Source organism: Ferrimonas aestuarii (genome assembly GCF_005116665.1).
GTDB lineage: Bacteria > Pseudomonadota > Gammaproteobacteria > Enterobacterales > Shewanellaceae > Ferrimonas > Ferrimonas aestuarii.
Genome location: NZ_SWCJ01000022.1, coordinates 28,607 through 49,613, shown reverse-complemented (window position 1 = coordinate 49,613; position 21,007 = coordinate 28,607). Strand labels below are relative to the sequence as shown.

General features: G+C 51.4%; 17 protein-coding genes. 7 read left to right on the top strand and 10 right to left on the bottom strand.

Annotation, left to right across the window (positions count from 1 at the left end; translation table 11 throughout):
* Nucleotides 1-81: 81 nt before the first annotated feature.
* Nucleotides 82-1,536, bottom strand: coding sequence for an alanine/glycine:cation symporter family protein (locus tag FCL42_RS19430; RefSeq protein WP_229359914.1), 1,455 nt, complete (start codon nt 1,534-1,536; stop codon nt 82-84).
* Between the two features lie 493 nt (nt 1,537-2,029).
* Here FCL42_RS19430 and FCL42_RS19425 point away from each other — a divergent pair, with 493 nt between their 5' ends.
* The 4 genes from FCL42_RS19425 (at nt 2,030) to FCL42_RS19410 (ending at nt 5,568) form a co-directional block, all read left to right on the top strand.
* Complete coding sequence (locus tag FCL42_RS19425; RefSeq protein ID WP_136865091.1) at nt 2,030-2,500, top strand: OmpA family protein; 471 nt, start codon at nt 2,030-2,032, stop codon at nt 2,498-2,500.
* Nucleotides 2,501-2,615: 115 nt separating this feature from the next.
* Nucleotides 2,616-3,572 (top strand): transaldolase, encoded by a 957-nt coding sequence (gene tal, locus FCL42_RS19420; RefSeq protein WP_136865090.1) that lies wholly within the window; start codon nt 2,616-2,618, stop codon nt 3,570-3,572.
* Between the two features lie 60 nt (nt 3,573-3,632).
* Nucleotides 3,633-5,276 carry a glucose-6-phosphate isomerase gene (gene pgi, locus FCL42_RS19415; protein ID WP_136865089.1) on the top strand — a complete coding sequence of 548 codons (1,644 nt, stop codon included), beginning with the start codon at nt 3,633-3,635 and terminating at the stop codon, nt 5,274-5,276.
* 109 nt (nt 5,277-5,385) lie between these two features.
* Complete coding sequence (locus tag FCL42_RS19410; protein ID WP_136865088.1) at nt 5,386-5,568, top strand: DUF3545 family protein; 183 nt, start codon at nt 5,386-5,388, stop codon at nt 5,566-5,568.
* A 71-nt stretch (nt 5,569-5,639) separates the two neighbouring features.
* Here the strand turns inward: FCL42_RS19410 and FCL42_RS19405 are convergent, their stop codons facing one another.
* Together FCL42_RS19405 and ung are read right to left on the bottom strand one after the other, a co-directional pair.
* Entirely contained in the window at nt 5,640-6,179 is a 540-nt protein-coding gene (locus tag FCL42_RS19405) for a hemerythrin domain-containing protein (RefSeq protein WP_136865087.1), read from the bottom strand.
* Between the two features lie 99 nt (nt 6,180-6,278).
* The gene (gene ung, locus FCL42_RS19400; protein WP_136865086.1) at nt 6,279-6,935 is read right to left on the bottom strand and encodes a uracil-DNA glycosylase; all 657 of its coding nucleotides are present in this window, start codon (nt 6,933-6,935) and stop codon (nt 6,279-6,281) included.
* Nucleotides 6,936-7,127: 192 nt separating this feature from the next.
* On the opposite strand from ung, the gene nfo reads away from it, so the two are divergent.
* The 3 genes from nfo (at nt 7,128) to yciA (ending at nt 9,825) form a co-directional block, all read left to right on the top strand.
* Entirely contained in the window at nt 7,128-7,970 is an 843-nt protein-coding gene (nfo, locus tag FCL42_RS19395) for a deoxyribonuclease IV (RefSeq protein WP_136865085.1), read from the top strand.
* Nucleotides 7,971-8,415: 445 nt separating this feature from the next.
* On the top strand, nt 8,416-9,426 hold the full coding sequence (ltaE, locus tag FCL42_RS19390; RefSeq protein ID WP_136865084.1) for a low-specificity L-threonine aldolase: 1,011 nt from the start codon (nt 8,416-8,418) through the stop codon (nt 9,424-9,426).
* Between the two features lie 3 nt (nt 9,427-9,429).
* Nucleotides 9,430-9,825: an acyl-CoA thioester hydrolase YciA gene (gene yciA, locus FCL42_RS19385; protein ID WP_136865083.1), complete on the top strand. Its 396-nt coding sequence runs from the start codon at nt 9,430-9,432 to the stop codon at nt 9,823-9,825.
* Between the two features lie 38 nt (nt 9,826-9,863).
* Here yciA and FCL42_RS19380 read toward each other — a convergent pair whose 3' ends face one another.
* From FCL42_RS19380 to FCL42_RS19350, 7 genes are all read right to left on the bottom strand, one after another.
* A complete protein-coding gene (locus tag FCL42_RS19380; protein ID WP_136865082.1) occupies nt 9,864-11,159 on the bottom strand; it encodes an NAD(P)/FAD-dependent oxidoreductase in 1,296 nt (431 codons plus the stop codon).
* A gap of 93 nt (nt 11,160-11,252) precedes the next feature.
* Nucleotides 11,253-13,481, bottom strand: coding sequence for a putative bifunctional diguanylate cyclase/phosphodiesterase (locus FCL42_RS19375; RefSeq protein WP_136865081.1), 2,229 nt, complete (start codon nt 13,479-13,481; stop codon nt 11,253-11,255).
* Between the two features lie 141 nt (nt 13,482-13,622).
* The gene (locus tag FCL42_RS19370) at nt 13,623-16,718 is read right to left on the bottom strand and encodes an efflux RND transporter permease subunit (RefSeq protein ID WP_136865080.1); all 3,096 of its coding nucleotides are present in this window, start codon (nt 16,716-16,718) and stop codon (nt 13,623-13,625) included.
* A complete protein-coding gene (locus tag FCL42_RS19365) occupies nt 16,718-17,968 on the bottom strand; it encodes an efflux RND transporter periplasmic adaptor subunit (protein WP_229359913.1) in 1,251 nt (416 codons plus the stop codon). Before FCL42_RS19365 ends, FCL42_RS19370 begins: the two co-directional genes overlap by 1 nt.
* 86 nt (nt 17,969-18,054) lie before the next feature.
* A complete protein-coding gene (locus FCL42_RS19360; RefSeq protein WP_136865079.1) occupies nt 18,055-18,696 on the bottom strand; it encodes a TetR/AcrR family transcriptional regulator in 642 nt (213 codons plus the stop codon).
* A 122-nt stretch (nt 18,697-18,818) separates the two neighbouring features.
* Nucleotides 18,819-19,931, bottom strand: a complete 1,113-nt coding sequence (locus FCL42_RS19355; protein ID WP_136865078.1) for a PilT/PilU family type 4a pilus ATPase — start codon at nt 19,929-19,931, stop codon at nt 18,819-18,821.
* Nucleotides 19,932-19,956: 25 nt separating this feature from the next.
* Entirely contained in the window at nt 19,957-20,982 is a 1,026-nt protein-coding gene (locus FCL42_RS19350) for a type IV pilus twitching motility protein PilT (RefSeq protein ID WP_136865077.1), read from the bottom strand.
* Between the last annotated feature and the right edge of the window lie 25 nt (nt 20,983-21,007).

Below are 21,007 nucleotides of genomic sequence, written 5' to 3'. Positions count from 1 at the left end.
AGGCAAATTCCTTGGTGTCGCTCACCCCATAAAAAAACCACGCTCGAAAGCGTGGTTCTAATGGATTATGAGAGCTTAAGATTATTTATCCCAAACGCCCTTCTCAAGCTTACCTTCAAGCTCAGGGAAGTTCTTCATCTCAAAACGAGGCTTCAGGCCTTGGTCTAGCTGACGCAAGTAGTCTTTGGCCAGTTTAATGGCGATGCCAGAAAGAGCCAATACTGCGATAATGTTGACTACCGCCATCATACCCATAGAGGCATCCGCCAGATCCCACACTACGGCAACCTTCGCCATTGCGCCAAACATCACCATACCCAGCACGAGGAAACGGAACGCCATCAGCCCCTTCTTGGTGTTGCCATTTAGGAACATCACGTTGTTCTCGGCATAGCTGTAGTTCGCAATGATGGAGCTGAAGCTGAATAGGATAATGGCAAAGGCTACGAAGTAGGTGGCCCAGCCGCCCAGCTCATTGGTCAGAGCCAATTGCAGCAGGCCAATACCTTCAGCACTGCCAGGGTTATCCATCACACCAGAAAGCAGAATGATGGCCGCAGATGCCGTACAGATAACGATGGTATCGACAAATACGCCGGTCATCTGAATGAAGCCCTGAGACGCAGGGTGATTTGGATTTGGGTTAGCACTGGCTGCAACGCTAGCGGCAGAGCCCATACCCGCTTCGTTAGAGAACAGGCCGCGCTTAGCACCGATGATCAGTGCACCCAGCAGACCTGCACCCGCTTGTTCCCAACCGAAGGCGCTCTTAATGATCAAAGCGATAACACCAGGAACTTCAGTGATATTCAATACCACGACAACCAGAGCGACAGCGAGGTAAACCAGTGCCATGATCGGCACGATGATTTCAGAAGCCTTAGCCACCTTCTTAATACCGCCCATGATGATCAGCGCAGTGGCAACCACCATGATGCCGCCCAGCAGCATCTTATCGATACCAAAGCTGTCACCGATTGCAGCTGCAATGGTGTTCGCTTGAACGGCGTTGAACACCAAGCCAAAAGCGATGATTAGGAAGATGGAGAACAGGGTACCCATCCAGCGTTGACCTAAGCCGCGCTCCATGTAGTAAGCCGGGCCACCACGGAAAAAGCCGTCTTCATCTTTCACTTTGAACAGCTGAGCCAAAGTTGCCTCAACAAAAGCGGTGGACATGCCCAGCAGAGCAATGACCCACATCCAGAAGATGGCACCAGGGCCACCGCCAATGATGGCCACGGCAATACCCGCCATGTTACCGGTGCCAACTCGGGCAGCCATTGAGGTGCAGAAAACTTGGAACGAGGAGATGCCATCGTCACTTTCTCGTCCGTTCAGAACGGAGTGGAAACCATGGCCTAAGCGGCGAAATTGGATAAAACCCAAACGAATCGTGAAAAATGCTCCCGCAAGAACCAGGAGATAGATCAACACGTGGTTCCAAAGCAGACCGTTGATTGAGCCTGTTACCGAAGCCAGAACATCGTTCACGGCTTCCAGGGTCGAGGCCCCAGCAACTGTAGTCATAATCATATTGGAGTTCTTCTTTGCTGAATAACCGAGTAAGTCTACTCAGTTAAAATGAATGGATATGTCCGTAACCAATTAGCGGCCTTTCATGGCCTTTCGCCCTATTTATAGGGTAGTTTTTTAGTGAGAATCTGCTGTTTTATTCAACAAACTCCGGGCGATGGGCTGGCACGTTAGCATAGCTCTTTCGAAAATCCGCGTGACCAGGATCACAAGTCAACACCCCTGTTACGGCAGCGCAACAAGAATCACACCAATAAAATACAAAAAAGACCATTCACAGCGCAAAATACGACCTTTAGCTCAATGTTTGCACTGCGACTTCTGAATGAAATACACCAGCGCCTGACGCAGATTAAAGGTAGGACCAATTGCCTCTCGGTTACTGGCCCATTTGGCATCAAATCATGGCAAAGCTCACTCAGGTTCTGGTGGTAATTTGGTCATCTAACACTACCTTTACTAAACAGGTATATAGAAAGGCCTAACCCACACCATGAAATTCACTCTCATTAATATCGGAATCGCTCTGCTGAGCTTCGCCGCGACCGAGGTGAAACCATCACCCACTCCCATAGAACAATTGGCACTCAAAGATCAGCCTCGACCGATCACGCCAGTCTACCAACAGGAGCCAGAGCCCACTCTGCCCTCCTACCTCTACTTTGGCCTAGATTCTGCCAGCTTGGCTCCCTCCGAACTTGCCAAACTGGCGCAGGTGGTAGCGTTTTTAGACAGCAACCGCAGTTATGATGTTTTTTTAATGGGTTACGCTGATGCGTTAGGCAACTCAGGCTACAATCAAGGATTGGGAATGCGGCGAGCTCAATCTGTAGCAAGCTTTATATCGCACTCATTTCCCAATTCCCGTTTGAAAATTACCCTTGGTAGTAATGGCGAAGTCGCTGCCGACGGCCGTTCTGGACGGGAATTCCGCAAAGTAGAGGTTAAATTGTTACCTAAGTGAACACTAGGTAATCTATCTGTCTTTGTAATTTAATTACTTTTCGGTTGGCAAACAAACAGAAATCGCATTTAATGTTGCTCTAGCCCGTCGAATTAGGATCAAATGGAAACACTTTATGACTGATGCTCTGTCACAACTTAAAGCCATGACCACCATTGTTGCCGATACCGGTGACATTGAGGCAATCAAACGCTATCAACCTCAAGATGCGACTACCAACCCTTCATTGATCCTAAAGGCGGCTCAGATCCCCGATTATGCGCCACTGATTGAGGATGCCGTCGCTTGGGCAAAAGCGCAGAGCAACGACGCCACTCAGCAGTTGGAAGATGCCGCAGACAAACTGGCCGTGAACATTGGTCTGGAGATTTTAAAAATTGTCCCTGGACGCATCTCCACCGAAGTGGACGCTCGCCTATCATTCGATACTCAGGGTTCTATCGCCAAAGCCAAAAAGCTCATGGCTCTTTATAACGATGCCGGCATTGGCAACGATCGAATCCTGATCAAGCTGGCCTCCACTTGGGAAGGCATTCAAGCCGCCAAGCAACTGGAACAAGAAGGTATCAGCTGTAACTTAACCCTGCTGTTCAGTTTCGCTCAAGCACGCGCGTGTGCAGAAGCTAACGTCTTCCTTATCTCACCTTTTGTTGGCCGTATCCTAGATTGGTACAAAGCCAGCACTGGCCAAGAGTACAGCGCCGCCGAAGACCCTGGTGTGGTTTCTGTGTCCAGCATCTATGAATACTACAAGCGTCACGGTTACGACACCGTGGTGATGGGCGCAAGCTTCCGTAACACTGGCGAAATTCTCGAGTTGGCTGGCTGTGATCGCCTGACCATTGGCCCAGGGCTACTGGAACAGCTAGAGCAATCTTCAGAAGCCGTAGTTCAAAAGCTGAATTACACCAGTGAGCTAGAGCCTCGCCCTACTCCACTGTCTGAAACCGAGTTCCGCTGGCTAATGAATGAAGATGCCATGGCGACTGAGAAGCTGGCAGAAGGGATCCGTAACTTTGCCGTAGACCAAGGCAAGCTGGAAACCATGCTAACCCAACGCCTGGCCGGTTAATCTGATTCACCTCTAGACCCCTCATTTGTGTGGGGTCTTCTTTTTGGAAAGGACTTAGCGATGAGTACCCTAACTTCCATGCCTGCGTGGCACGCCCTGCAAAACCACGCTCAAGAGATCACCCACACCCACCTGCGCGATCTGTTTGCCGCGGATGACCAACGTGTCGAACGCTACAGCGCCTCTGCCGCGGGTCTGTATTTGGATTACTCCAAGAACCGCATCAACGACACCACGTTGGCTCTGCTGAAACAGCTGGCCGATGAGGTTTCCCTGCCAGAGATGGCACAAAAGATGTTCCGTGGCGATAAAATTAACCACACCGAGGGTCGAGCTGTGCTTCATACCGCGCTGCGTAGTCGCAGTGACGAGCCTCTGTTGGTGGATGGCGTTGATATCCGTCAGGAGATCAAAGCCACCTTAGCCAAAATGAAGACCTTCGTTGAGCAGGTGCAACAGGGCGATTGGAAAGGGCATACAGGAAAGCAGTTTACTGATGTGGTCAGCATCGGTATCGGTGGCTCATTCCTTGGGCCGAAAATCATGGCGGAATCGCTAAAGCCTTACTGGAATAAAGATCTCAAGTGCCATTTCGTCGCCAACATTGACGGTACCGCCATCAGTGAAAAGCTAAAGCAGTTGGATCCAGAAACCACACTGTTTGTTATGTCTTCAAAGTCATTTAGCACCCAAGAGACGCTAACGAATACCCTAACTGCTCGAGACTGGTTCCTGGCCCACAAACTACCAGAGGAAGCCATTGGCCAACACTTTGTTGCCGTGACCTCCAATGTGGCTGCCGCTGAAGCTTTTGGTATCGATAAAGACAACGTATTCCCAATGTGGGACTGGGTTGGCGGACGTTACTCTATGTGGTCAGCCATCGGTCTGCCGATCGCTTTGCAGATTGGTTTTGATCACTTTGAGCAACTGCTTGAAGGCGCTGAGACGATGGATCAGCACTTCCTAACCGCGCCAGTAGAGTCCAACCTACCAATGCTGATGGGCCTGTTGGGCGTGTGGTACACCAATTTCTTCGGCTCTCAAAGCCATGTCGTACTGAGCTACGACCATTACCTACGTGGTTTGCCCGCCTATATCCAACAACTGGATATGGAGAGTAATGGCAAGAGTGTCGATAACCAGAGTAATCAGGTGGACTACAGCACAGGTCCGGTGATCTGGGGCGGCGAAGGCACCAATGGTCAACACGCATACCACCAGCTTATTCATCAAGGCACTGGCGTCATTCCCGCAGATTTCATTCTGCCTTTGACTAGCCACAACCCTACCGGACGTCATCACGCCATGTTGGCCGCCAACTGCTTCGGACAGACCCAAGCACTGATGGCAGGCAAAACCCTCGAAGAAGCCACTGTGGAGCTGCAGCAAGCCGGTCTGGCTGAGGATGCCATCAACGCACTGGCGCCGCACAAAGTAATGCCAGGCAATAAGCCAAGCAACACGCTACTGATGGATAAGCTCACACCAACAACTCTGGGCGCGCTAGTGGCACTGTATGAGCACCGAACCTTTGTTCAAGGCCAAATTTGGCAGTTGAACTCCTTCGACCAATGGGGCGTTGAGCTTGGTAAAGTTCTTGGCAATTCAGTGCTTGATGACCTAGAAAGTGCCACTCCGAAGCTCAATCAGGATGGATCCACAGTCAGTCTTATTAAAAAATTCCGTAACGGAGAAATTTAATAGGAAAATAAACCCTCCCGAATGCAACACTTTTGCAACATTAGTGTTGCATCATAAATGACGGCCATGTTATACCGTTGTTACGCAAGCAAGCTTAGGAGGGTTAGCTATGGAAAGGTTGGATTATGGTTCACCACTAGGGACAGTTGTGGAGAAGCCAACACGTACTCGCACCAACAAGAAGCGCAAATGGCGTGAAATTGAAGCTCTGAAAGAGCGTCATCGCCTCGAAAAAGAGATTCACGACATCGACTTTGCGTATGAGTTTGACTGGGACGCCATTGAAGTCTAACGACTCATTCTAAGCAATAACCCCGCCGAGGCGGGGTTATTTGATCTTGGGCTAGCATGAACGCCGTTAACCTACTCTGCATCCACCAGATAGCTGCGCAGATCTTCAAAGTCCTGATCACCACCGCGGCCAAATAACGGGTCATCCATCAGCTTGGATGCCACCTGCTGGTCCAACTGCTGCCAATCCTCATCAGTAAACTCCGCCTCCATCAACGGCAGTATGTGCTGCTCCTCATAGGTCAGGTGGCGGGTCTGCATCGACACGAACTCTTGAATACCTTGAATAAGTCGCTCTCTAGGTACGACAACATCGTTTAAGATCGTATTTAAGGTATCCAATAGGTTCTCAGTAGCACGGCGCAAAGACTGGTGCTCAACTTCCAGTTGGCTGACCTGATCGCTGCTACCCATCTTTTCCAGATAGTAACGATAGAGAATGTCTTCCAGTGGGTGGTGACTGCAATCGGCGTAGCGAAGCAGATAGTAGATGACATCACGCAATAGAGTCAGGTTGACCTCCTGCCCCGCTTGCAATCGTTCAATCTTTTGATGCAATAAGTTAAGCAGAGTCAGAATATGTCTATGATCTGTTCGAATTCTTGCTAACATAATCGCCCTCAATGTTCACAATTCCTGCCGCATCATAGTTAAGTTTTAGTTTCAAACCCTAACAACGGCATTATTCAATCACGGATTAATTGATGTAGATCAAAGCTGCCAATCGATTGGAGCTTGGTTTTTCTCAATTAACCATCTATTTGCTTCAGTAAAATGTCCACAGCCAAAAAAGCCTCGGTGCGCTGATAGCGGCGAGGGGTGCGGCGCATTTAAAACCAGATGCCGGCTTGCATCCAACCCTTTACCTTTCTTCTGAGCATGGCTACCCCACAGCATAAATACTGCCCCAGGATGGTTTTGGTTCAGCGACTCAATTAACGCATCGGTAAACCGCTCCCAGCCTAACTTAGCATGGGAGTGAGCTTGCCCCTGCTCGACGGTGAGCACCGTATTTAGCAGCAATACCCCTTGCTTAGCCCACGGGCGCAGATCGCCAGACTCTGGCGCCGTAAAGCCTGAGATACTCTGCTCAAGCTCTTTAAATATATTACGAAGAGAGGGGGGGATTTTCACACCAGGATTCACTGAAAAGCTCAACCCATGAGCTTGGTTAGGGCCGTGATAGGGATCTTGCCCCAAGATCACCACTTTCACCTGCTCAAACGGCGTCGCAGCCAATGCCGCCAGCTCAAGGTCAGCGGGGGGATAGACCGCAACGCCGGCACGACGACGGTCGGCAACCTGCTGAGTCAGCTCCTGAAAATAGGGGAGCTGACGCTGATTATCGATAATATCTTGCCAATTCACAAAAAACGCCTTAGTGCCTGACGAGAAAGAGCGTCAGGATAAAGCCCTTACCCGAGCGAAGCAACGCTTGAAACAGCTGTTAATCCACAAAAAATCGATTAAACCGATCCAAATAAGCCGCACATTTACCATTGTAGTTGCTGTGCAAACTGCCTACCCTATCGAGCCCCTTGAGCAATACCAGAGACAGCCATGCGACGTATTGGAGCCCATGTTAGCGCAGCCGGTGGCGTGGAGAACACCCCTCTCAATGCCGCCAAAATTGGTGCCAAAGCCTTTGCCCTATTCACCAAGAATCAGCGCCGTTGGCAAGCGGCACCTCTAACAGAGTCGAGCATCCGCAAGTTCATTGCAAACTGCGAGCAGGTGGGGATTGATCGCCGTTACGTTCTTCCTCACGACAGCTATCTTATCAATCTGGGCCACCCAGATCCCGACGCACTGCTGCGATCCAGAGAAGCATTCATTGATGAGATGCAGCGATGCCAGCAATTGGGGCTAAGCCTGCTTAATTTCCACCCCGGTAGTCACTTGAGGAAGATAGACGAAACCCATTGCATTCGGCTGATCAGTGATTCCATCAACATGGCCTTGGAGAAAACCGAAGGGGTGACCGCCGTCATCGAAAATACCGCTGGCCAAGGATCGAATATTGGCCATCGTTTCGAACAGATCGCTGCCATTATTGATGGCGTCGAAGATAAGTCTCGAATCGGCGTCTGCTTAGACACCTGTCACACATTTGCCGCTGGATACGATCTCTCTAACGCCGCGGGTTGCGCTCACACCTTTGACCGCTTTGATCAACTGATCGGATTAGATTACTTAAAGGCCATGCACCTTAACGGGTCGAAAACCCCGTTAGGAAGCCGAGTAGACCGACACCACTCATTGCAGCAAGGAGAGATGGGAACCGCCGCTTTCGAATTCATTATGAACCACCCCGCGACGGACGAAATTCCGATGGTGCTAGAGACCATTGACGATACCATCTGGAAGGATGAGATCCGTTGGCTGTACAGCCTCGAACAATAGCGGGCAAAAAAAAAGCAGGCCAAAAGGCCTGCTAAATAAGGGATGCACAAAAACCATATTGATGATGTTCCGACACAATTAAACATCATCTGGCTAGCGCAAAAGCACAAAACTGAATGAAACGAAAAAACACTCTCTCTAGCAGAACCTCGTCGAACTAGAATGAGTTACTAATTAAGCCACTGCTGCCTTAATCAAGATGGGAACATTCTGCCAGTGGTTGAGACAGGTCACAATCGAATAAAAATCAAGCTTGAATGAGCTCACATCATCCGAAACTGAAATGACCTAATAGCCAGAACCAATATCTCAACCTCAGCGCCGATGACCAAATGTGATCTGAACCACGTCACCTCTCCCCCTTAAATGCAAACAAGTGTTATTTCTGACCTGACCTGATAGAGTGAGGCCGTTTTTTGCCCAACCATTAGATGTCGAGACCACGATGATCGATCTACGCTCAGATACCGTTACCCTTCCCTGTGACGCCATGCGTCAAGCTATGCTTGTGGCGCCTGTCGGCGATGATGTTTATGGAGATGACCCCAGTGTTAATCAACTGGAAGAATATGCTGCTGATTTAGCGGGTTTCGAAGCCGCTCTGTTTACCAGTTCCGGAACTCAGGCCAACCTACTTGCCCTGATGAGTCATTGCCAACGAGGCGATGAGTATCTGTGCGGCCAGCAAGCTCACAACTACAAATTTGAGGGTGGCGGCGCTGCAGTATTAGGCTCTATTCAGCCTCAGCCAGTGAACAACCAAGCGGATGGCACCATAAATCTGAGCGAGTTGGCCAGCTACATCAAGCCAGACGATTTTCATTTCGCTCAAACTCGTTTGTTGAGCCTAGAAAACACCATTGGCGGTAAAGTGCTACCGCAACGCTATTTGGCAGACGCCCAAGCGTTCGCCTTTGAGCATAACCTGAAAATTCATCTGGATGGCGCTCGAGTCTTTAATGCTGCGGTTGCTCAAAACCGACCTCTGTCTGCAATCAGCCAACATTTCGATTCCCTGACCATCTGTCTATCCAAAGGCTTGGGGGCGCCGGTTGGCTCACTGCTGATTGGTGATGAAGCGCTGATCAACAAGGCTCGTCGCTGGCGTAAAATGTTGGGCGGCGGCATGCGCCAAGCGGGGATGTTGGCAGCGGCAGGTCAGTTTGCTCTAGAAAACAACGTTGAGCGTCTTGCTGAAGACCACGACAACGCTGCCTATTTGGCACAACAGTTGGCCGACGTACCCGGATTTAACGTGGATTCGGCACAGGTTCAAACCAACATGGTGTACGCAACTCTAGAAAACATAAACCCAGTTCAATTACAGTCGCACCTGCAACAACATGGCGTTATGATCTCCGCCGCCAAAACGCTGCGACTGGTGACTCACTTGAATGTCTCTCGCAGCGATGTGGACACCTTTATCAATGCCGTTAAGAAATTTGTGAGCCAATAATCGATGACTGAAATCCGCCAGCCCCAAGGGCAGCTGCTACTTCGAACCTTAGCCATGCCAGCAGATACCAACCCCAATGGGGATATTTTCGGTGGCTGGATCATGTCGCAGATGGACATTGCCGGAGGCTTGCTGGCCAAGGAGATCGCACGAGGCCGAATCTGTACCGTATCCGTGGATAAGATGACCTTCCACAGCCCAGTGGGCGTAGGCGATGCCGTCTGCGTTCATGGTCATTGCAGTCGCATTGGCACCTCCTCCATGGTGATTCATTTGGAGGTGTGGGCTAAGCCGATGCTGAAGCAGGAGAAAGATCGCTACTGCGTGACCGAAGGTACCTTTACCTACGTTGCCATTAATGAATCCGGTCGCCCTCGGCCCATTCCGGCACAAGCTTAAAACGAAAAAGGAGCCTTATGGCTCCTTTTTATATCGAGCTAATGCAGCTTAAGTTCTGGCCTAACCAGTCGCTGAATTCCGTTAAGCAGCATCAACAGTAACCCCTTACCAATACCATGCAGCGCAATCAAGTGACGTCGGTAGAGTGAGGTATAAACAAGACGAGCCATCTTGCCCTCCACCGTCATGCCCCCCCCAAGAAAAGACAGCATATTGCCTACGGTGTGAAACTTGGACAGATTAACGAAGGAACCTAAATCTTTGTAAAGGTACTCCTCCAAAGGCTCTTGCGATCCCACCATCAACTTCTGAATGTTATCGCCCACCATCAGAGCCATCTGCCGGGCGGTCTGCCCTCGCGGCGGCACCCAAGAGCCATCTGGCTGAGGGCACGCAGCACAATCACCGAAAGCAAAAATGCGATCATTGGTGAGCGTCTGGCAGCTCGGCTTCACCATGATCTGATCATTCTGATTCAGCTCAAGTCCCAACTCCCGCAGGGATTCATGACCTTTCACCCCAGCTGCCCACAACGTCATATCAGACTCGATAAACTGCCCATCCAAAGTCTGCAGCCCCTTGGGAGTCACCTCGGTGATGCGAGTATTGGTCATCACCTTAACCCCAAGTTTATCCAGTTCCTCCTCCACCGCATCGCAAATTCTAGCGGTATCGATTCGAGGTAAAACACGGTTGGAAGCTTCAATGAGGTTCACTTGAAGCAGATCTTCACTGATCTCATACCCATAGCCCCGCAACGTTGCGGCCGCATGATGCATCTCTGCTGCCATCTCCACGCCAGTAGCCCCGGCTCCAACAATGGAAATTTTAAAATGACGCTGTTCCACATCGTGCTCTTTGGCGTGTTTTAAGAAGCGGCGGCGAATCTTGACTCGAAGGGCCATCGCCTGCTCAGTCAAGTCCAAGAAATCACAGTGCTGGCGAACTCCATCAATACCAAAATCGTTAGTAATGGCGCCAACACCAATCACCAAATAGTCAAAATCAATTTGACGCTCCGGTAAGATCTCATCCCCTTTTTCATCTCGCATTGGCGCGAGGATTACTCGACGATCAACCTGGTCGATGGCACTGAGAACACCTTGCTCAAAGCGGTAGCCATTTTGAGAGGCGTGCATGCGGTAATCCAGCGCATTAAGCCCTTCATCAAGGCTACCGGTGGCCAGTTCATGCAGTAGGGGCTTCCAGATATGGTGGTCAGCCCGATCAATCAAGGTGATGCTCGCGCTGCCTTTTCGCCCCAACTTACGCCCAAGTTTGGTAACAATCTCCATGCCACCAGCGCCACCGCCAACGATCACAATTTTGGTCATGATTCCGCCTCTGAAAAGTCACCAAGGACTGTCAAAGCGTAGATAGAAAACCACCAAGTCTCGAATCCGATAGCAAAAAACTGACAGCGACGCTCACGACACCTCGGTGGCGATGGACTCATTCGACAGCAACTGGCAAAACTCTGGAACCGTCACCGGTCGGCCATGAAAGTAACCCTGAGTTAGATCGCAACCGTGTTGCTTTAGCCAGCGGTGTTGCTCAATTTTTTCGACCCCCTCAGCGACCACGGTTAAACCTAAATTTTGGGCCAAATGTAAAATCGCCTTAGTGATTTTGCAGTAATCGTGATTGGTTGGAAGCTGGCTCACAAAGCTGTGATCGATCTTAAGCACATCAAAGGGCAGTTGAGACAGGTAGGCCAGCGACGAGTGGCCTGTGCCAAAATCATCGATGGCAAACCGAATACCAAGAGACTGCAGTTGAACCATGGTTTGCCGAGCCACATCAAAATTATCCATCAATAGGGTTTCGGTGAGTTCAAACTCCAGCAAGGATGGTTCCACACCAGCGCGTTTAACGATTCGCTCAACCCGCTCCACAAATCGAGGATCACTCAGTTGGCGAACGGACACGTTGACGGCAACCACTATACGGCGGAACTCATCGTTCCAGCTTCGAACCTGCAAACAAGCCTGCTCGATGACCCAATCGCCAATGGGCAAAATCAGCCCCGACTCCTCAGCGAGAGCAATAAACTCATTGGGCGGAATCAATCCCAGTTGTGGATGATGCCAACGAAGTAGCGCCTCAGCGCCGTGAATCTCATCTTCATCCACTCGCTGCTGCTGATACACTACCTGCAGTTCATTGCGCTGAAGCGCGAACCTAAGGTCATGTTCGAGTTGCAGCCTTCTGTGAGTTTGCTCCCCCAACCGGCTGGAATGGATGCAACTGCGCTCGCCGCCAGCAGACACCGCCGCACCAACGGCGCAGTCGGCATCTCTAACTATCGCTTCCAACTCGTAGCCGGAAAGCTCGCAACTGGTGTAACCCTGACTCATGGTAAGGTGAAATTGGCGCTCGCCACGTTCACAAACAATAGGCTGACGAAACGCCGTGGCCAGTTTTTCGGATAAGCCGTCGATCCGAGTTTTGCAAAAAGGCACACCCCACAGCAGTGCAAAACGCGTGGATTCAAAACGGTACAACGCCAATGGCTGTTCAGGGCTATGCAGCTGATTTAACGTTCGCCGCAACAACTGTGCTGCCCCTTTCAACACTTCATCGCCTCGATTAAATCCGATCGCCGAAGTAACCCGTTGGAATCGATCTAGGTGAATCATCCCAACCACCACGGTTTGCTCCCGCTGTTCCAATGCGATAGCCAGATCCTTTTCAAATCGACGCCGATTTGGCAAGCCGGTCAAAAAGTCATGGTAAACCTGAAGCTTCAAAGCTTGCTCAGCCTTTCGGGCTTCGGTGATCTCGCGAATATGAAGGTGAACCTGAGACAGCTCTGTCTCAACCACAATATGAACCGCCAGTAGGTGCTCCTGCAGATTACATTCGAAATCTGAAACCTCATCGGTTTGCAGCTCACCCTCCAGTTTCTCGGGAAGATAGTCAGACAGCATCTCCAGCAAATGCGGCGCCGTGTCCACAGCTAATCGCTTCAACAGGGCTACCATCGCAGGATTAACGCTCAAAATGCGATATTCAAGGTCACAAACCATTACCGCTTCACTGCTGTGTGCCGACAATGCCGCCAGTCCGCCTCGCAGTTGTCGCTCTCGAAACCAAAGCATGACTAAGGCCACCGAGAGCACCACTGCGCACCAAAGCAGTATTAAAGCTTGCCAAGAAGAATCCATCGATGACTGAGCCTGGCTATCGGCAGGGACAGGAAGTACATCTGACAGAGTCACTAACAACTGAGCTGCTTCCTGAAATTGCAGCAGTTCCAGCGACCAAGATCCGCCCTCTGCGGCCAGATTTAATTTAGATAAAGTGGCATTCAGGGCGACTATGGTCTGCTGTAATTCGAGATTTCGGGCGGGTTCGAGGCCATCACTTAACTGATTAAGCAACTGCTGAGCTGTGGCTACCGACAGATCAAAGGAGGACAACCAAGGTTGAACCGCTTGGGTTTGTTGAACCAGATAGGTCTGTTCTAGCAAAGTTGCAGCATGATAGTGCAGCTTATTGAGCTTAAGCTGCCAACCATACTCCACACGCTCAGACTGAGCGCTGCTCTTTATTGTCAGATCGAGTGTCACACTGATTGCCAATCCAATGGCCACCAATGAAAACACACACAACATTAACCGCCAATGAAATGGCTGAGTGAATAATTTTCGCATCCTTGCACCTCAATACCACCAGCGCCTCAGTAATAACTCTAGACCCATAACGACATTCACGCTTAATAAACAGGAGGTAAAGAAGTAACAATTACTAACGTCAGCCGACTTCACTCCATTGAGGCCGGCATTGATGGCAGGTTAGTCGGCTTTTCTCACCCAGCCTAAATCTGACAAGATGGCATAGGCTGCGGGTATCACGAACAGCACCAACAAGGTCGAAGCAAAGATGCCAAACACAATGGAGATAACAATAGGGATCACCACCTGCGCCTGTAGGCTGGTCTCTAGCAGCAGCGGCAACAAGCCCGCGGCGGTTGTCAGGGAGGTCAAAAACACCGCCCGGAAACGCTCTCGACTGGCCTGAACCACCGCCTCTAATATCGGCTCTCCCAATTTAAGGTGATGACGGATGTACTGAACTAGCAGAATCGAGTCGTTGACCACGACCCCAGCCAAGGAAACAAAGCCCAACATCGATGGCATCGACAGATCTTTGCCCAACAATAGGTGACCCCAAATCACCCCGATCAACGCCAAAGGAATGGCAGACATCACCACCAACGGCTCTTGATAACTGCGGAACTGGAAGCTCAAGATGGCAAAGATGCCAAACATACCGATGATAAAACTGCGCTTCATGGAATCTGCGGTTTCTGCGCTGTCTTTAGAGGCGCCCTCCACCACTAGACGCACCCCAGGAAACTGCTGCTTGAGTGTTGGCCAGTATTCACGATTGAACTGGGCCAGTACTTCGGCGGTATTGGCTCTCTGGTTGTCGACGTTACCCATTACCGTAATAGTGCGCAGGCCGTTGATGCGCTGAATGCGAACGAAGGAGCGCTGGAACTCAATTTGCGCCACCGACGCCAGAGGAATTTGGCTGCCATCGGCCATAACAATGGGGAAGCGACTCAGAGCATCAATATCACCAGCTTGACGTTTATCAAGGCGAACCTGAATCTCGATGTTCTCCGGCCCCACCTGCACGATATCGGCATTTTGCCCAAAGAATGCCGCACGCAGCTGAGAGGCGATCTGATTCCCTGTCACCCCAAAACTCTCGGCACCACTGCGCAAACTAACCTTGATCTCCTCTTTACCCGGGCGCATGTCATCAAGCAAACCGGTAATGCCATCAAACTGAGCCAGATACTGCTGAATCGCCACCGACACCTGCTTTAGCTCATCCAGATCATCCCCTTGAATGCGAAGCTCAAGGTCGCGACCTCCGGGTCCCATCGCTGGCTGCTGAAATGAGAGCGCCAGCGGCATTGCCATCTCGCCGCTCTGTTCACGCCAACGGTAGAGAAAATCATCCATGCGGGTTTCACGCACCTCTGCCGACAACAGATCCAAGCGCACAGTTGCCACGTGAGGGCCACTTTCACCGGCATCGGCGTTGCTGTTGTAATGCACCGTAATGTGTTCAACCAGCGGCTGACCATCTTCTAGGTCTTGAGTAAATTCCGCTCCAACGGTTTCGGCGGCATCGATAATTCGAGCCACCACCGCCTCGGTTTGCGACAAGGTTGAGCCTGGCGGCAATATCAGGCGCGCTTCGGCAACATCGCCATCAAGATCTGGAAAGCCGATAAATTTCACCGCACCGCCCGCCAATAGCGCAAAGCTGGCCAATAGCAGGCCCAGCACCCCACCTACAAAGGCGTAGCGCCAACGCACCACGGTACGAACTGCGGGCACCAAGGTGTCATTACGAAACTGCTCAAATTTTTGCAGAAACACCCGCTTGAACTTGGGATCCGGCGTCTCATCTCGGCGCTTATGCAGCGAGTGGCGTAAGTGATTAGGCAAGATTAGGAAGGCTTCAATCAATGACAGGCTAAGCACCATAATCAACACCGCAGGAATGGCAGACAGCACCGCCCCCATCTGGCCATCAAGGAACAGCAAGCCACCAAAGATACAGATGGTAGTCAGAAACGAGGAGAACACCCCTGGCATCACCTTCTGTACCCCTTGAATCACCGCATCATCGAGCTCCATTCCTCTATCCAAGTGCGCCGCAATGGACTCAGCCAACACAATGGCATCGTCCATCATGATGCCAATGGCCATCAGCAGCGCCACCAGCGTCATGATGTTGATGGAGATGCCAAATAGCCCCATCAGGTAGATAGAACCTAGAAACGCCACCGGCAGTCCCGCCGCCACCCAGAAGGAGTAGCGCAGGGAGAAAAACAGCCACATCACCAGAAACACCAAGATGATGCCCTGGATGCCGTTATCGATGATCATCGACAATCGGTCCCACAGCAGCGAGGAGAAATCGTTGGTCAACGTTAGTGTTACCGTATCTGGCAAGCGCTGGCGTTCCGCTTCAATGAAGCTCACTACCTCATCTTTGATGGTCAGGGCATCTTCGGCTTTGTTCTTACTGACGGTCAAAATGGCCGCGGCGTGTCCATCAAACTCAATCTTGGCTTCATCAAGCTCAAAACGGTCGGTGATGGTGGCAATCTCTTTCAAACGCACCACCGCCCCACTTGAGTCCGACGCAACCACCAGCTCCCCTAACCCTTTGGGCGTAACCTGACGCTGATCAAAACGGATTAACAGATTCTTCTGCTCAGTCTCAATGCTCCCACTGGGCAGTTGAATGTTCTGCTGGCTCACCTGATTAGCGATGTCTGCCACCGACAGTCCAAGTTGGCGCACCCGCGCTTGATTGAGCTCAATGCGCAGCTGATGGTCGGAAAAGCCCTTAATCTCCACCAGTGCCACGCCGGTATCCAGTTTTAAGCGCCGCTTTAAGTCTTCCGCATACGCCTTCAAAGCTGGCTGGCTCATATCGGCACTGACGGCGATGTCGATCACCGGTTCAATGCGCTCAAACTGCTGCACAACCGGTGGTTCAATGTCTGCAGGGAAGTCTTTAATGGCGTTAATCTGAGTCTGGACATCCACCAGGTTGCGGCTCAAATCCGCTTTGTCATCCAGCTTTAAAATCATGCTGGCGGTGCCTTCCAGCGCCTGGCACTTGGTTTCGATGATGTCGCCAATGCCATCAACCGCATCTTCCATTCGCAAGCACAGGCTCTCTTCCACTTCAGAAGGTGATGCTCCCGGATAGGCGATGCTGGCGCTGATGTAGTTGGGATCAAACTCAGGGAAAGTTTCCCGCTTAATCTGAGGCAACGCCTGAATACCCACCAGCAGGAGGCCTGCCATCAGTAAGTTAGCGGCGGTAGGGTGGCGGCTAAAAAACGCAATCATCAATTGGCCTCCACCACTTTTAATGGCATGCCATCAACCGCTGGAATCAGGTCATTGAGTACCACTGCCATGCCACTCTCCAGTGCACCGGCAATGGCCACCAGGTTGCCGCTGCGATAGAGCACTGTAACTGGAATAATCCGCAGCTCGTTGTCCTCAGTCATGGTGTACAAGCTGCTGCCACGCAGCGCACGCTCCGGCACCATAAAGGCCTCTCTGGCTTTACCCTTTAAGGTCGCTTCAAGAAACATGCCTTTAACCAAAGGCGGGTTGTCTGGATTTTGCGACTGAGAAACTTCAAGAATCACGCCGACGGTGGCTTGATTTGGATTGACGGTATCACTGAAGCGGGTCACCTTGGCTGGCCAGCTTACGCTCACATCGCCACTTTGCAGCGTCACTTGAGCAAACAGCGCTAACTTAGACACATCGGGAAGCTCGCCGGTCATCGCTTGGCTGCGCTGGCCTCGCATCAATTTGGCAAGATCGTGAATGGCCACCTGGGCTTCCACTTCGGTGATTTCCAAGCCGTGAGCCTCCACCATCACCTGCTGCAGGTTCACCACCTGCCCCTGCTCGATGTTGACCTCAGCAATACGGGCGTCAAACGGCAGCACCACTTTGGTCTTCGCCAGCGTTCGCTCGGCATCTTTCACCCGAGCCTCGCTAACGCGAATGGTCGCTTTGGCCACTTCGATGTCATCGGGCAACAAGGTCAATTGGTTTTCTAGCTCCTGCACCACCTTGGTTTGCGACAGATAGCTTTGCTTTTGCGTGTCCAATGTGGATTGTGAAGTCAGCCCCTGCTTACGCAGTTTCTTCTGACGCTCTAGTTCCTGTTTCGCCAACCCCAAACGGCTGGTTTCAATCTCTAGCGTCAACTCCGTATTGGCCGTTTGCTGCTCCAGCCTAGCCAACTGAGTTTTGGCGCTACTGAGATCCGCCTGAGCTTGTGCCAAGGCCAGCTCATACTCCAAAGGATCGACACGCAGCAGCTCGGTACCGGCTTTGAGAAAGCGCCCCTTCTCCAGTGTAGGTAAGCGATATACCACCTCGCCGCTAACTTCCGCCAGCGCTTGCCAAACCAACTTAGGTACCGCACGACCATAGCCGGTGATCTGAGGCTGAGCCGAAGCCTGTGTCAGTGACATCACCTCCACCAGTCGTGGGGCCTGAGCACCCGGATGTACCGGCACTGACGGCTTCAATTTGATTGCCAGCAGCAAAATAATCACACCAATGGCAAGCAAACCAGCTCCCAGCTGCCTAGGGTGGCGCCTGCCATAGTTCTTAAGTGTTGCTGTTATGCCGGAGGCTTGGGTCGAAGAGGATGGCATTATTTGTGTTCTCCGGTGTTTGCGAGCATGCCCGCTTTAAGCATCGCCACATTGTGCTCTGCTAAGCGGTCGAGAAAGTCAGGGTCTAGCTTTGCGCCATGGAGCGCTAACATCTGTGGGGGAGCAAGGAATGGAAAGATCATCAGGCTAAAAAAGCTAACTCTAGCGATGGCGGCTTCAACGCCGGGCTTTAGTTCACCTTTACGCTCTAGAGCGTCAAACAGCATTGAGTCAGAACTGCCTATCACCTGTTGCACCCGCTCCATAAACATCAAAAACAGTGGACTGTCTTGCTCAAGGGTCAATATTCGATAAATAAGTTTTGGAAAATCAGGGTTCTGACCCATCACACGATAGTAAGTTCTCAGCACGTTAACTTGAGACTCAAAATCATCTCCAATTCTGGCTTGGGTCATGGCCTCGAGCATCGGCGCCATGGTCTCCTCCAGCATGGTACGAAACAGGCCCTGTTTATTGCTGAAGTAGTAGCGGATCATCGCCGCATTGACTCCGGCTTTTTCCGCCACCATACGGGTGGAGACTTTATCGTAATGCAAAGCGGTAAAAAGCTGTTTCGCCGCCTCAATCAATTGGCTGCGTGCGGTTGAAGGCCCTGATGGACGGCCTCGATTGTTTGCCATGACGCTGCACCCCTAAAATTAACCATTTGGATAATTCTAAAAGAAAACCGAGACCATTGGTCTCGGTTTAATTACTCAAATTCAGTCGCAGCGATTAAATTCGCCACTCAGTTTGATTAATCTCAATCCAATGAGAGGGTCACCTTGTCTAGGCTGCCCGTGGTTACCGAAGAGCTGTTTTTAAGCTTGATCATCAGTCGCAGATCGTTCGCAGAATCCGCATGATGCAGCGCTTCCTGCTCACTGATGCGATCCGCTGTAAACAGCTCATACAAGGCTTGGTCGAAAGTGCACATCCCCTGCTCATTGCTGGCCGCCATGGTGGCCTTGAGCTCATGCAGTTTGCCGTCAGCCAGAAGCCCCGACACTCGCGGAGTGTTAAGCAGCACCTCGATCGCGGCCTCTCGACCTTCTCCTGACTTCGATGGCACCAACTGCTGTGCAATGATGGCATTCAGATTCAACGACAGATCAAACAGCAACTGCCTGTGTTGCTGCTCTGGCATCAGGTGCAAGATACGATCTAGCGCCTGATTGGCATTGCTGGCGTGCAACGTTGCCATACACAAGTGGCCCGTCTCTGCGAAAGCCAAAGCAAATGCCATCGCTTCAGGAGTACGAATCTCCCCAATCAAAATCACATCCGGCGCTTGGCGCAGAGCGCTCTTTAGGGCGGATTCAAACGACTCGGTGTCTTGACCCACTTCTCGCTGCGTCACAATGCTGCGTCTGTGCTTGTGCACAAACTCGATGGGATCCTCGATGGTAAGGATGTGGCCTGCCTGATTGGCATTTCGATGCCCGACCATGGCCGCCAATGAGGTTGACTTACCGGTACCCGTGGCACCAACCATCAACACCAAACCACGTTTAGCCATGGCCACGTCAGTCATCACTTTGGGAAGTTTAAGTTCCTCTGGTGTGGGGATCTCCGTTTGAATGCGGCGCAGCACCATACCCGGCAGTTTTCGCTGCCAGAATGCAGACACCCGAAAGCGGCTGCCATCATCCAGCTCATAGGCAAAATTAGCTTCTTGATGGTCGCAAAACTCCTGCCACACCTCGTCGCTCATTACCGCTTTCAGCAACGCTTCGACCTCAATCAGTGTGAGGGAGGATTCGCTCAAAGGCGACAGCACGCCATCGATTTTAGCGCTCACCGGAAAGTCACAGGTGATGAACAGGTCACTGCCCCCTGCCGCAACCATCTGCTTGAGTAGCCCAGTAATATCCATGTTGATCGCCTCCTTAGGGGAACACTCAGTTAGTGCCAAGCTTGGCCATCATATCCTGACGACTGATCTGCCCGGATGTGGCAAGGCGCGTGAGACTTTGCTCCAACGTTTGCATGCCGTGGGTGGCACCGGTTTGAATCGCCGAGTACATCTGCGCCACCTTATCTTCGCGGATAAGGTTTCGGATCGCTGGGGTGCCCAACATAATTTCGTGGGCTGCCACTCGGCCACCACCGGTTTTTTTCACTAGGGTTTGCGAGATCACCGCCTGCAAAGACTCAGATAACATGGTTCTTACCATGCCTTTTTCTGCTGCGGGGAACACATCGACAATGCGATCCACGGTTTTGGCAGCCGAGGTGGTATGCACGGTGCCAAACACCAGGTGGCCGGTCTCCGCCGCGGTCAATGCCAGGCGAATGGTTTCCAGATCCCGCATCTCCCCTACCAGAATCACATCGGGATCTTCACGCAGGGCACTTCTTAGCGCGTTACTGAAGCTGTGGGTGTCGCGGTGCACTTCGCGCTGGTTTACCAAGCAATTTTTCGACTGATGCACGAACTCAATAGGATCCTCAATCGTGAGGATGTGCTCACGGCGCTCGGCGTTGATGTAATCCACCATCGCCGCCAGCGTGGTGCTCTTACCTGAGCCAGTGGGGCCCGTTACCAGCACCAAACCTCGAGGGTAACTGGCGATCTGTTTAAAGATATCTGGAGCTTGCAGCTCCTCTAAGGTCAATACCTTTGACGGAATGGTACGAAATACCGCAGCGGCACCGCGGCCCTGATTGAAGGCGTTAACCCTAAATCGAGCGAGATCGGGAATCTCAAATGAAAAATCCACTTCGAGGTTTTCTTCGTATTCACGTCGCTGCTTATCGTTCATGATGTCGTAGATAAGGGCGTGAATGGTGTCATGCCCTAAGGCATCCACATTAAGGCGGCGTACTTCGCCATCCACACGGATAATCGGTGCTTCCCCTGCAGAGAGGTGCAGATCGGAGGCATTGTGTTTTACACTAAACGCAAGAAGCTCAGTAATATCCATATTTAACAACCAACTGATCAATAAT